Origin of the sequence: Haloferax sulfurifontis, from assembly GCF_014635105.1 — an archaeon.
Classification (GTDB): Archaea; Halobacteriota; Halobacteria; order Halobacteriales; family Haloferacaceae; genus Haloferax; species Haloferax denitrificans.
The window spans coordinates 387,093-399,275 of record NZ_BMCI01000004.1 but is presented as its reverse complement, the minus strand read 5'-3'; the positions used below and the strand labels follow the sequence as shown (position 1 = coordinate 399,275).

Genomic DNA, 12,183 nt, shown 5'->3' with positions numbered 1-12,183 from the left:
CCGCGCGCCGGGTCACGGCGACGGCTCCGGCGCTGAGATTTATATACGAACCCGCGACCATCTCGCCTCGGACATGGACGTTTCAGACCTCGAAGCCGCGTTCGCACTCCCGCTCGCCGAAGACACCTCGGTCGACACGGCCGTCATCGGCGTCCTCTCGACGCTCGCGTCGCTCGCCACGCCGCTGGCGAGCATCTTGCTCGCGGGCTACGCCGTCCGCCTCGTTCGCGCCGGCGACCGCGAGGCGGCCGCGCTCCCCTCGTTCGACGACCTCGCCGGCATGGTCGCAGACGGCGCTCGCCTCTCGGCCGCGCTCGTCGCGCTCCAACTCCCCGCGGTCGGCCTCGCGACCGCCGCCCTTCCGGGTTCCGGGCCGTCGCTCGCGACGCTCTCGTACGCGACCAACCCGTCGATGCTCGGGCTCCTCGGCCTCACCCCGCTCGACACCGCCACGCTCGCCGCGGCCGGTCTCGCTTCGCTGGCGGGTTCGTATCTCTCGCTTGCGGCGACGGTCGCCCTCGCCCGCGAGGGGTCGCTCGCCGCGGCGATTCCGGCCACGCGCGACCTCGCGTTCGACCGCTCGTTCGTTCGCGTCGCCTCGGCCGTCGCGCTCGTCGTCTTCGCCGCCAACCTGTTCGTCGCCCTCTGCGCCGCGGTGCCGGTCGCCGGAACTCCCCTCGCCGCGACCGCGTCGTTCCTCTTTCTCATCGTGTCGGCGACGCTCCTCGGTCGCGGCGCGCGGGATGCGCCGTCGCTCGGTGCCGACGCGACTCGGGAGTCGCACGCCGACGGCGTGAACGCGGAGTCGGTGCCGTCGGCGTAGAAACAGAAACCGTGCCCGTGGGGATTACTCGGCGACGAGTTCGGCCGTCGCGTCCTTCGCACCCTCGACCGTCTCGCGGACCGCGTCGACGCCCTCGTCGTGCAGGAGGTTGCCGACGACGATCGCGTCGGCGTGCTGGCCCATCTCGTAGGCCGACTCGTAGTCGTGGATGCCGCCGCCGTAGAACAGCGTCGCGTCGTCGAGCGCGTCGTGGGCCGCGCCGACCTTCTCGGGGTCGCCGTAGGTCCCCGAGTACTCGACGTAGATAATTTTCTGGCCGAACATCTTCTCGGCGACGCGGGCGAACGAGGCCACGTCATCGGCGGACTGGTCGGTGTCGGCGTCGGTGTACTCGGCGACGGACGACTCGGGGTTCAACACGATGTACGCCTCGGTGTGGGTGCGGTCCCAGTCGAGGCCGTCTTCGATGCGGACCCACTCCTTGTGCGCGCCGGTAATCCAAAACGAGTCGCTCGCGTTGAACACCGTCGGGATGAGGTAGCCGTCCAGCGCGTCGTCGTCGATGACGACGCCGGGGTTCGACGGCTCCTGATAGATGGGCACGTCGTACTTCGAGGTCGCCTCGATGACGCGCTCCATCTTCTCTTCTGTGATGTCGAGCGTGCCGCCGATTTCGAGGGCGTCGGTCCCCGTCTCACACACGTCTTCGAACGTCTCGCCGTCGGCGAGGTCCTTGTCAGGGTCGATTTTGGTGATATGGTCCCAGTCTTCCCACGGATAGCTCATTGGTCGCTCTATGCTTGAGGGGGCGTAAAAAGCGTGCGGATGAATTGGACGTACATACGGCCAAGGGTGAATTTTAACCTACCTGTCACCAAATGCGGTGTACGATGGACGCTGTCGCGGCGACTGAGTACGTCGAACGCCGAGCGATGGCCCTGTCCGCAGAGGAGTTCGAGCTACTCTGCGAGTCGGTGCTCTCAGAGTCGCTTCCCCCGGCGCGGTTCTCGGTCACCGCGTTCCGTCAGGACGGCGGTATTGACATCGATGGACGCATCAGAAACTCGCTTTTGGACGTTTCGCTCGGCGTTCAGGCGAAGCAGTACGACCCACGTAACACGGTCGGTTCGCCCGCAATACAGCGATTTCAGGGTGCACTGGCCGATAGGGGATGCGACACCGGGACGGTCGTCACGACGAGTTCGTTTACCACACCAGCCGCCGAAAGCGCCGAACGAGCGGGGATACACTTGGTGGACGGCCCCGAGCTGTTCGAGTCGATGGTCGACCTTCGCGTCGGCGTTTGCCGGCAGAGTACTCGGTTCGAACCCGACGAAGAGTTCTGGAACCTGTTCGGGGAGGCCGACGAGACGGGTCCGATTCCGTCGAAACGAATCCCACTCGCCAATTCGTTCGAAACCCTCGACACGGTTCTCTTGTCCATCGGTGACTCCCGCGGCGAAAAAGACGATATCGTCGAGTCCGCGGGCGTGTCGCCCCGCCACGCGGACCTGTACGCGATTGCGGGCTGGATTCTCGGGTTCGTTCATCAAGAGTGGCCCGACGAGGGCACCCACAGACAGCGCCGCTGGTCGCTCACCCGAAGCGGCGCTCGATACGTCGCCTATCGAACGGCGGAACTCACTGATGAGGCCGAACCCCTCCTTCTCGACGGGATTCGAAACGCGGAGATAATCGAGCGGCTCGCGCACTCGCTCTCGGAGTCGGGGTCACTCGGACACGGCGAGCTCGTTGACTTCATCGCGTCCGAGTCGGAGCTATCGCGGAGTAGTGCGAAACGCCGGGCGAGTTCAGTCGGCGTTTGGCTCGTCCGACTCCCCGAAGTCTCGGTCGAAAACGGCCGCGAAAAACGCTACGTCTGGGTCGAGAGTTAGTCCGCCGCAGTCTGCCACTTCCGAACCGTATCCGCACCCACGCCTTCGACTTTCGCCGCGATGTCGTCGGGTTCGGACGCCTTCAGCGTCTTCACGTCCTCGATGCCGGCGTCTTTCAGTTTCTCGGCGGTCTTCGCGCCGATACCGCTGATGCTCTCTAACTCGGAGCCGCCCTCGCCGTTCTGCTGGGCTTGGTACTCGCGGTAGTTGCAGATGGGACAGCCGAGTTCCCACGGCTCGCGGTCGCCCTCGTAGGTAATCCGGAGTTCCGGGAGGTCGTGTTCCTCGCAGGACTCGTCTGTCACCTCGATGTCGCCGCGGCGGGGGAGCGGGAGCGAGTAGTCGCAGTCGGGGTACCGGGTACAGCCGACGAGCCGCGAGCCGGAGCGGAGCCGCTTGATAGCTAGCTCTCCTCCTTCCTCCGCACCACACTCGGGACACGACCCGATGACGAGGTCGTCTTCCTCGTCGGCCTCCTCGGCCTTACAGAGCGGACAGCCGTGGACGAACGTCTTGCGGCCGGCGAGCATCTTGATGTGGTGGAGGTCGTGGTCCTCGCAGGAGTCCTCCATGATGAGCGGCTTGCCCGTGGAGGGAAGCGGCAGGGTGTAGGTGCAGTCGGGGTAGGAGTCACAGCCGATGAAGTACGAGCCGCGGCGGCTCTTTCTGACGACGAGATCGCCGCCGCAGTCGGGGCAGGTGCCGACCGTCTTGTCGGCCTTCAGCGAGTCCTGGAGCTGTTTGCCGAGTTCCTCGCGGGACTCCATCAGCCCCTCGAACACGTCTCCGAGCATCTCTTTGGACTCCTCGGTCACGTCTTCGAGGGTGGCCTCGCCGCGGGCGATAGCCAGCATGTCGGATTCGAGTTGCGAGGTCATCTCCTCGCTGACGATGAGTTTCGCGAAGTCCTCGGAGGCCTCCACGACCGCCCGCGCGAGCCGGGTCGGCCGCGGCGGGTCGCTCTCGATGTAGCCGCGGTCGTAGAGCTTCTGAATCACGTCGTGGCGGGTCGCCTTCGTCCCGATGCCCATCTGTTCCATCGTCTCGATGAGCCGCGACTGGCCGTAGCGCCGCGGGGGCTGGGTCTGCTTGGCGTCGAGGTGCGTGTCGGACAGCACGAGCGACTCGCCTTCCTCGACGTCGGGCACGAACGACTCGGTGGAGTTGAAGTACGGGTAGACGTCGTGGTAGCCCGCTTCGAGCAGGCGCTTGCCGTTGGCCTTCAGCGAGAGTCCCTCGACCTCGGCGACGACGCGGAGGTGCTCCCAGACGGCGTCCTCGGCGACGGTGGCGAAGAAGCGCCGGACGACGAGTTCGTACACGTCCCACTCGTCGTCCGAGAGGTCGGACGCCGAGGGGAGTTCGCCGGTCGGGTGAATCGGCGGGTGGTCGGTCGTCTCGTTGTCGCCCTCGGTCGGCTCGATTTCCTCCTGTTCGAGGAGGGACTCGGCGTCCTCCTTGAACCGGCGGTCGCCCTCGAACGCGCCGAGCAGTTCGCGCGGGTCGAGGTCGTCGGGGTACACCGTGTTGTCGGTCCGCGGGTAGGTGATGTAGCCGGCCGTGTAGAGGTCCTCGGCGATGCTCATCGCCCGCTGGGCGGAGTAGCCGATAGAGCCGGCGGCGCGGATGAACTGCGTGGTGTTGAACGGCGCGGGCGGCGTGTCGGCCCGCGTGCGGCGATTGACCGACGAGACCTCGGCGGCCTCGACGCCGAGGAGCGTCTGGTAGGCCGACTCGGCGGACTCCTCGTCCCAGATGCGCTCGGCCTCGGTGCCGTCGTCGTCGAGGTAGAAGTACTGCGCCTCGAAGGACTCGGCGTCGCCGTCGGCGTCCTTCGTCAGCTTGGAGAACAGCTCCCAGTAGTCCTCGGGGTCGAACGCCTCGATTTCGCGCTCGCGGTCGACGATGAGCTTCAGCGTCGGCCCTTGCACGCGGCCGACCGAGATGAAGTCGTTGCCGAGTTGGCGGGCCGAAAGCGAGAGGAAGCGCGTGAGCGCCGCCCCCCAGACGAGGTCGATAATCTGTCGGGCCTCGCCGGCGGCGGCGAGGTCGAAGTCGAGGTCGTCGGGGTTCTCGAACGCCTCCGTCACCTCGCGGTTCGTGATGGAGGAAAACCGCACCCGGTCGACGGGCACGTCCTCGTTGACGTCGCGGACGAGTTCGTACGCCTCCTTGCCGATGAGTTCGCCCTCGCGGTCGTAGTCGGTCGCGATGGTGACCTTGCCCGCGCGGCGGGCGAGCCGGCGGAGCGCGGCGACGATGTTCTCCTGCGTTGGGTGTTTCTCGACGGGCGCGCCGATGAGTTCGACCGGCTCCACGTCGCGCCAGTCGTTGTACTCCGGCGGGAAGTCCACGCCGACGACGTGGCCCGACAGCCCGATACAGCGCTTGCCGCCCCACTTGTAGACGTTCACGCCGTTCATCCGCTCCGCGGAGGCGGTCTCGCCGCTCAGGATGTCGGCGATGCGCCTCGCGGCGTTGTCCTTCTCCGTGATGATGAGTTCCGGACCCCTGCTCATTGAGCGGCGATATGATGTGGGGTGTCCTAAACCTTTCGTGCCGAATTCGTGCAGTAGCGGCCCCGACGCGCGCGGATACGGGCGTGCGAGTGAGCGCCCTCGCGCGCGAAGGTGTGTGTCTGCCGACGCGTCCGCGACACGCCGCGTCTCCCGTGTGAATTCGCCGATTCGCTCTGCCGACTCGTCGCTGGGACCGACGACGACACCCGAGACGACTGCGACACCCGAGCGCGTCCGCGACACCAGAACCGATAACCCCTTCCCGCCGAACCCCGAGACCGTGTCGGGTGATTCGCGAATCGACATGACCGAGGGGAAAATCGCCCCCAAACTGCTCTCGCTCTCGTGGCCGCTCGTCGCGGGGAACCTCCTTCAGACGCTGTACAACCTCGCGGACGTGTTCTGGGTCGGCCGCGTCGGCGCGGACGCCGTCGCCGCCGTCTCGCTCATGTTCCCGACGAGCTGGATGTTCGTCTCGACCGCGATGGGCATCACCGCCGCGACCATCGCCCTCGTCTCGCAACACGTCGGCGCGGGCGACGACCGCGAGGCCGACCGCGTCGTCGGCCAGACGGTGCTTCTCACCCTCGCCGTCTCGGTCGTCCTCGCCGTCGGCGGCTTCGCGCTCAGATATCCGCTTTTGGAACTCATCGGCGCGGAGGGTGCCGTGTTCACCGAGGCGCTCGCCTACATCGAGGTCGTCTTCCTCGCACTGCCGCTCACGTTCCTGTTTTTCGCGTTCCGGGCGGCGCTCCAGGGCGCGGGCGACACGAAGACCGCGATGTGGCTCATGGTCGCCTCCGCCGGCCTCAACGTCGTTCTCGACCCGATTCTCATCCTTGGCTGGGGCCCCATCGCGGGGATGGGAACCCGCGGCGCGGCGATTGCGACGCTCATCGCCCGACTGTTCGCCACGGCCGCCGGCGTCTACATCCTCCTGCGCGGCGACTGGGGCGTCAGGCTCCGACTCGCCGACCTCCGACCCGACCCCGAACGCCTCAGAAAGCTGGTCGATATCGGCTATCCCGCGACCCTCGACGGCTGGGCGCGGAGCTTTTCGGCGGTCGTGATGGCCGCGTTCGTCGCCCGGTTCGGGCCGACGCCGACCGCGGCCTACGGTATCGGCGTCCGCCTCATGTCCGTCTCGTGGACCGTCTCCGGCGCGGTCGGGCAGGCGACGGCGACCGGCGTCGGGCAGAACCTCGGCGCTCGGACACCCGACCGGGCCGCCTCGGTCACCTGGACCGCGATGGCGGGGACGATGGGACTGCTCTTTGCGGCCGCGGCGCTCGTCGTGGCCTTCCCGGCCGAGGCGATGCGCCTGTTTATCGGCGAACAGGCCGTCGTCGACGAGGGCGTGACGTTCCTCCGCATCGTCGCCCCGTCGTGGGCGTTCTTCGGTGGCGTGATGGTGATTCAGGGGGCGTTCCGCGGCGCGGGCGTCACGAAGGCCGCGATGGCGCTGTCGTTCCTCTCGCGGTGGATTTTCCGCGTGCCGGTCGCCCTCGCGGTCGCGTTCACGTGGACCGTCTCGGTGCCGGTCGTCGGCTCCGTCTCGGGGCTCGCGTGGGGCGTCGAAGGCCTCTGGTGGGCCTACGTTATCGGCGCTGTCGCCTCCTTCGCGGTCGCCGTCGCGTGGTTCCGACTCGGCACGTGGCGCGAGGGCGTCCTCGACCGCGGGGCGACGCCGTCGGCGGGCGACGATTAGCCTCGGCCGCCTTCGACTACTCTCGACTCCCCTCGCGACGCCGACGGGTCGTAGCCACGGCCGTCGCCTTTTGGCAAGGTAGAATCATGTATGACCGGGTACAATAGAGACGCATGGCTCACACGCCTGAGTTACCGGACCGATACGTCTGCACCGACTGCCACGCGGTCTACGCCGGGTCGGTGAGGCACGAGGAAGGGATGTACCACTACAGCGCCCCCGACGAGTGCGCCGCCTGCGACTCGACGGAGTTCGTTCGGTTCGACCAGTACGTGAACCACGTGCTCGGCTGAGCGGCGCGACGAATCGAGGGTCGAAGGACAGAGCGAACCTGACGCGCGCCGCGTCGGTGCGGCGTCGCTTTCTGCGGTCGGTCGCGTTACTCGTCCAGTCGCTCGCGGAGCAACTGGTTCACCGTGCCGGGGTCGGCGCTCCCCTTGGACTTCTGCATGACCTGTCCGACGAGGAAGTTCAGCGCGCCGCCCTCGCCGTCGTGGTAGTCCTCGACGGCGTCGGGGTTCTCGTCGATTGCCTCTTGGACGAAGCCGCCGATTTCGTCGTCGTCGGCCTTCCCGAGACCCTCCTCGTCGACGATGGTGTCGGGGTCTTTGCCCTCGTCGAGCATCTCGCGGAGGACGATTTCCTCGGCGTTCTTCGTCGTCACCTCGTCGGCGGCGACGAGCTCGACGAGTCGCGTGAACTCGTCGAGGCGGTCCGACACGTCCGTGATGTGCATGTCGCGGTAGTTGAGTTCGCCGAGGAGGTTGTCGGCGACCCACGTCGCGGCGAGGTCGGCGTCGAACTCGGCGGCCACGTCCTCGAAGAAGTCCGCGACCTCCTTGGTCGAGGTGAGCTTCGAGGCGGACTCCTCGTCGATGCCGTACTCGGTGTGGAAGCGCTCGCGGCGGGCGTCGGGAAGCTCCGGAATCGGAATCTCCTCTTTCCAGTGGGCGACCTGGAGCGGCGGGAGGTCGGCCTCGCGGAAGTAGCGGTAGTCCTTTTCTTCTTCCTTCGAGCGCATCGAGACCGTGATGCCGCGGGACTCGTCCCAGTGGCGCGTCTCCTGTTCGACAGCGCGACCGCGCTTGATGGCGTTCTTCTGGCGGGTGACCTCGTAGGCCAGCGCCTTCTCTGCGCCCTTGTGGCTGGAGATGTTCTTGACCTCGGTGCGGTTGGCCGCTTCGAGCGCCTCGTCGGAAATCGCGCCGTCGTCGTCGACCTCGTCGGCGGGGACGAGCGAGATGTTGGCGTCGATGCGGAGCGAGCCGTCGCGGGTGGCGTCGAACACGCCGAGGTATTCGAGCACCTCTTCGAGTTTGGCGAGGAACGCGCGGGTCTCTTGGGGGCTCCGGAAGTCGGGCTCGGTGACGATTTCGACCAGCGGCGTGCCGGCGCGGTTGTAGTTGACGAGCGTGTAGTCCGCCGTGTCGATACTGCCGCCTTTGTGCTGGAGGCTTCCCGGGTCCTCTTCGAGGTGGGCGCGGGTGATGCCGATGTCGCGGCGGGTGCCCTCGACGGACACCTCGAGCGTCCCGTCGGCGCAGATGGGCGCGTCGTACTGGGTAATCTGGAAGTTCTTGGGCAGGTCGGGGTAGTAGTAGTTCTTCCGGTGGAACCGGGTGTCCTCGGCGATGTCGGCGTTCAGCGCCTTGCCGATTTTGACCGCCGACTCCACCGCCGCCTCGTTGAGCACCGGGAGCGCGCCCGGTAGCCCGAGGCAGACGGGGCACACGCGGGTGTTCGGCTCCTCGTCCTCGGCAGGCTCGGTCGAACAGCTACAGAAAATCTTCGTGGCCGTCTCGAGTTGGACGTGGACCTCCAACCCGATGACGACCGCGAGTTCGCGCTGTTCGAGCGCTTGCGCAGTCATTGGCCGCGCTTCGACGGCGGTGGGCTAAAGACTAACGGGACTGGCCGCAGAGCCGCTCGGCCGCGGGCGGCGTCCCGGCGCGCGGCCGCCACACCTGACAGACAATCACTAACGAGGTTTTATATACCGGCGTTTCATCTCCACGATTCACAGACTTTGTTCACATATGACAAACGATACCACTGCTGATAGATGGGCACCGATTCGGACCGCCGGTCGGCTCTCGGCGCATCTCCGGACGCATCTGACGGTCCTTCTCATCGTCGTCGTCGCGGAACTCATCGGCACGATAACGTTCCCGCTCGGACCGGGTCAGGTCGTGCTCCTGCCGCTTCTGTACGCTGTCGTCCTCGGGCTCGGCGTCAGTTACAGCGTCCTCGGGTCGGTCATCGAACCCCTCCGGTCGGTCGTCGACGAGGACGTGAGCCGCATCGCCTCGCCGCTTCTCGTCATCGCGCTGATGCCGCTCGGCGTCAAGTACGGGACGCTCGTCGCGCCGTCGTTCTACGACCTCGTGGCGGCCGGGCCGGCGTTCGTCTTACAGGAGTTCGGCAACCTCGGCACGATTCTCATCGCGCTCCCGCTCGCCCTGCTTTTGGGCCTCAAACGCGAGTCCATCGGCGCGGCGGTCAGCATCGCCCGCGAACCGACCCTCGGCGTCATCACCGACAAGTACGGCATCGAGTCGCCCGAGGGTCGCGGCGTCCTCGGCACCTACATGACCGGAACGGTCCTCGGAACCGTCTTCTTCGGCCTGCTCGGGGGTTTCGCCCCCGCGACGGGGCTTCACCCGCTCGCGCTGTCGATGGCCTGCGGCATGGGGTCGGCGAGCATGATGACCGCCTGTTCCACGTCGCTGGCGGCGGCCGCCGGCGGCGCGGGCGTCGCCGAGGACCAGATTCTGAGCTTCGCCGCGACGAGCAACCTCCTGACCGGCATCACGGGACTCTACATGGTCATCCTCGTCGGTCTCCCGGTCATCACGCGCCTGTACGCCGTCCTCGCGCCCGTGTTCGGCCGCGACACGGCCGCGGCCGACGGAGGTGAGTGAGATGTCGATGTCCACGCCGGAGTTCTCCGTCGAATCGCTGAAGATGTTGCTCGTGGTCGCGTTCCTGACGCTGACGGCCAACTTCATCGCCACCGGCACCGGCTTCGTCGCCGCGCTCCCCGGCATGGCGCTCATCGTCCTCATCGGTCTCGTCGCCCTGCTCATGGGGCGGCTGATTCCGCTCGACCTGCCGGCGTTCGCCTACGCGATGATTCTCGCGTTCGCGCTCGCACTGCCGTTTTCGCCGGTTCAAGCGCCGTTTCTCGCCGCCGTCGGCGAGGTCGACTTCCTCGCGACGACGACGCCGATTCTCGCCTACGCGGGGCTCTCTATCGGGCTCCAGACCGGGAAGATGAAGGAGGTCAGCTGGAAGCTCGTCCTCGTGGCCGTGTTCGTCTTCTTCGGGACGTTCTTCGGCTCCGCGCTCATCTCGCAGGCCGTGCTCTCCGCGCAGGGGATTATCTGATGGCGACCCCCGCAACCTCCGCGACCCCCGCGACCGACCGCCGCGCGCGCCGGAGTGAGACGCGATGACCGGCGACGACCGAACCGCGGCCCTCAAAGCGCGCGTCTGCGACGCTATCGACGACCGCGCGGACGAGATTATCGCCTTCGCGAAGGACGTGCAGGCGGAGCCGGAACTCGGCTACAAGGAGGTGAAGACGACCGAGAAGGTCGTCTCGCTGTTCGAAGACCTCGACCTCGACGTGGAGACGGAACTGGCGATTACCGGCGCTCGCGCCCGAGCGGGGTCGGGCGACTTCGTCGCCGCCGTCCTCGGCGAACTCGACGCGCTCGTCAACCCGGACCACCCGATGGCGGACCCCGAGACCGGCGCGGTCCACGCCTGCGGCCACAACGCCCAACTCGCACAGCTCGTGGGGACCGCGTTCGGTCTCGTCGGAAGTGGCGTCGTCGACGACCTCGACGGCGCGGTCGAGTTCGTCGCCGTCCCGGCCGAGGAGTACCTCGACCTCGACTACCGGCGCGGCCTGCTCGAAGCCGGCGACATCGAGTTCTTCGGCGGCAAACAGGAGCTCATCCGCCGCGGCTACGTCGACGACTGGGACGCCGCCGCGATGATGCACGCCGGGAGCGACACGCCCGAGCGGACGATTACGAGCGACTTCTCGACGAACGGTTTCGTCGGTAAGTTCGTCACCTACCGCGGGACCGAGGCGCACGCCGGCGCGGCCCCCGAAGAGGGCGTCAACGCGCTCAACGCCGCGATGCTCGGGATGAACGCGGTCCACGCCCAGCGCGAGCGCTTCCGCGACGAGGACCACGTCCGCGTCCACCCCATCATCACCCGCGGCGGCGACGGCGTCAACGTCGTCCCCGCCGAGGTGACGATGGAGTCGTACGTCCGCGCGGCCTCCGTCGAGGCCGTCGCCGAGGCGAACGAGTCGGTCAACCGGGCGCTCGCCGCCGGCGCGATGGGCGTCGGCGGCGACGTGGAAATCGAGGACTACCCCGGCTACATGCCGCTTCGGACCGACGAGACGATAGTCGCGTTCTACGACGAGAACGCCCGCGACATCGTCGGCCCCGACGCGGTCACGGAGGGGTCGCCGCACCTCTCGGGGTCGACCGACATGGGCGACATCACGCAACTCGTCCCCGGCATCCACCCGTGGACCGGCGGCTTCGAGGGCGCGGTCCACGCCCGCGACTTCCGCGTCGTCGACGAGGAGATGGCCTACGTCATCCCCGCGAAACTCACCGCCTGCACGCTGGTCGACCTGCTCACCAGCCACGAGGCGATGGCGGCGGTCCGCGAGGCGAAAGCCGAAAAGCGCGGCCGCGAGGAGTACCTCGACGCGGTCCGGTCGCTCCGGGCGACGACGACCGAATCGTACCGCGACTGAGCGCCCGCCGACGGCAGGCCGGCGACGCCCAGAGCGACCGACGACGCGGGTCCGGGGACGTTCCCACTCGCACACGTATCACATTTTCGGTGATTGTCTGACGCACATTTATGTCTCACGCGCGGGGCTATGTTACCCATGAGTAACCGGGTGGAGGAACTCGAATCCAAAGTCGCAGAACTGCAGGCCGCCGTGAACGGGCTCACCGAGGAACTCGTCGAGACCAAAGAACGGCTTCGACAGCTCGAAGACGCCAACGACGTGGAGGTCCCCTCGCGGGCCGCGACCCGTCGCGGCGACTGGGAGACCGAAGACGACTCCGCCGCGGACGCCGCCGCGGAGACCGCCGAAGCCGACGAGGTGGCGTCGGCCGACGGCGATGAGACTAAACCCGACGAGGCCGACGAGACTGACGAAGGCGACGGCGAGACGCCCGACGACGACATCATCGTCGCGTAATCGGGCGCGCCGTCCGAGCGAGCGCGCCC

General features: G+C 67.3%; 11 protein-coding genes. 8 read left to right on the top strand and 3 right to left on the bottom strand.

What is annotated here, in order from left to right:
- Window positions 1-73: 73 nt before the first annotated feature.
- A complete protein-coding gene (locus tag IEV64_RS13575; RefSeq protein WP_188424095.1) occupies window positions 74-823 on the top strand; it encodes a DUF4013 domain-containing protein in 750 nt (249 codons plus the stop codon).
- A 24-nt stretch (window positions 824-847) separates the two neighbouring features.
- Here the strand turns inward: IEV64_RS13575 and IEV64_RS13570 are convergent, their stop codons facing one another.
- Complete coding sequence (locus IEV64_RS13570) at window positions 848-1,570, bottom strand: phosphoglycerol geranylgeranyltransferase (protein ID WP_188424094.1); 723 nt, start codon at window positions 1,568-1,570, stop codon at window positions 848-850.
- Window positions 1,571-1,674: 104 nt separating this feature from the next.
- Here IEV64_RS13570 and IEV64_RS13565 point away from each other — a divergent pair, with 104 nt between their 5' ends.
- Entirely contained in the window at window positions 1,675-2,679 is a 1,005-nt protein-coding gene (locus IEV64_RS13565) for a restriction endonuclease (RefSeq protein WP_188424093.1), read from the top strand.
- Here the strand turns inward: IEV64_RS13565 and IEV64_RS13560 are convergent.
- A complete protein-coding gene (locus IEV64_RS13560; protein ID WP_188424092.1) occupies window positions 2,676-5,198 on the bottom strand; it encodes a DNA topoisomerase I in 2,523 nt (840 codons plus the stop codon). The genes IEV64_RS13565 and IEV64_RS13560 overlap by 4 nt on opposite strands.
- A 280-nt stretch (window positions 5,199-5,478) precedes the next feature.
- Between IEV64_RS13560 and IEV64_RS13555 the strand changes: the two genes are divergently transcribed.
- Both IEV64_RS13555 and IEV64_RS13550 read left to right on the top strand, forming a co-directional pair.
- Entirely contained in the window at window positions 5,479-6,906 is a 1,428-nt protein-coding gene (locus tag IEV64_RS13555; RefSeq protein WP_306452314.1) for an MATE family efflux transporter, read from the top strand.
- A 113-nt stretch (window positions 6,907-7,019) separates the two neighbouring features.
- Window positions 7,020-7,199, top strand: coding sequence for a hypothetical protein (locus IEV64_RS13550; RefSeq protein WP_049920610.1), 180 nt, complete (start codon window positions 7,020-7,022; stop codon window positions 7,197-7,199).
- Window positions 7,200-7,285: 86 nt separating this feature from the next.
- On the opposite strand, the gene gatB is transcribed toward IEV64_RS13550, so the two are convergent.
- On the bottom strand, window positions 7,286-8,776 hold the full coding sequence (gene gatB, locus IEV64_RS13545; RefSeq protein ID WP_004970148.1) for an Asp-tRNA(Asn)/Glu-tRNA(Gln) amidotransferase subunit GatB: 1,491 nt from the start codon (window positions 8,774-8,776) through the stop codon (window positions 7,286-7,288).
- A gap of 166 nt (window positions 8,777-8,942) precedes the next feature.
- Here gatB and IEV64_RS13540 point away from each other — a divergent pair, with 166 nt between their 5' ends.
- The 4 genes from IEV64_RS13540 (at window position 8,943) to IEV64_RS13525 (ending at window position 12,154) form a co-directional block, all read left to right on the top strand.
- Entirely contained in the window at window positions 8,943-9,827 is an 885-nt protein-coding gene (locus IEV64_RS13540; protein ID WP_007275718.1) for a DUF3100 domain-containing protein, read from the top strand.
- 1 nt (window position 9,828) lies between these two features.
- Window positions 9,829-10,293, top strand: coding sequence for a hypothetical protein (locus tag IEV64_RS13535; protein ID WP_004970144.1), 465 nt, complete (start codon window positions 9,829-9,831; stop codon window positions 10,291-10,293).
- A 64-nt stretch (window positions 10,294-10,357) separates the two neighbouring features.
- Window positions 10,358-11,695, top strand: a complete 1,338-nt coding sequence (locus tag IEV64_RS13530; RefSeq protein ID WP_188424091.1) for an amidohydrolase — start codon at window positions 10,358-10,360, stop codon at window positions 11,693-11,695.
- A gap of 138 nt (window positions 11,696-11,833) precedes the next feature.
- Entirely contained in the window at window positions 11,834-12,154 is a 321-nt protein-coding gene (locus IEV64_RS13525) for a DUF7518 family protein (protein WP_188424090.1), read from the top strand.
- The last annotated feature ends 29 nt before the right edge of the window (window positions 12,155-12,183 follow it).

Excerpts from the sequence above, each read along its gene's own strand:
- IEV64_RS13570 (WP_188424094.1), bottom strand. The coding sequence starts at position 1,570 with ATGAGCTATCCGTGGGAAGACTGGGACCATATCACCAAAATCGACCCT.
- IEV64_RS13560 (WP_188424092.1), bottom strand. The coding sequence starts at position 5,198 with ATGAGCAGGGGTCCGGAACTCATCATCACGGAGAAGGACAACGCCGCG.
- IEV64_RS13525 (WP_188424090.1), top strand. The coding sequence starts at position 11,834 with ATGAGTAACCGGGTGGAGGAACTCGAATCCAAAGTCGCAGAACTGCAG.
- IEV64_RS13550 (WP_049920610.1), top strand. The coding sequence starts at position 7,020 with ATGGCTCACACGCCTGAGTTACCGGACCGATACGTCTGCACCGACTGC.
- IEV64_RS13535 (WP_004970144.1), top strand. The coding sequence starts at position 9,829 with ATGTCGATGTCCACGCCGGAGTTCTCCGTCGAATCGCTGAAGATGTTG.
- gatB (WP_004970148.1), bottom strand. The coding sequence starts at position 8,776 with ATGACTGCGCAAGCGCTCGAACAGCGCGAACTCGCGGTCGTCATCGGG.
- IEV64_RS13565 (WP_188424093.1), top strand. The coding sequence starts at position 1,675 with ATGGACGCTGTCGCGGCGACTGAGTACGTCGAACGCCGAGCGATGGCC.
- IEV64_RS13540 (WP_007275718.1), top strand. The coding sequence starts at position 8,943 with ATGACAAACGATACCACTGCTGATAGATGGGCACCGATTCGGACCGCC.
- IEV64_RS13575 (WP_188424095.1), top strand. The coding sequence starts at position 74 with ATGGACGTTTCAGACCTCGAAGCCGCGTTCGCACTCCCGCTCGCCGAA.
- IEV64_RS13530 (WP_188424091.1), top strand. The coding sequence starts at position 10,358 with ATGACCGGCGACGACCGAACCGCGGCCCTCAAAGCGCGCGTCTGCGAC.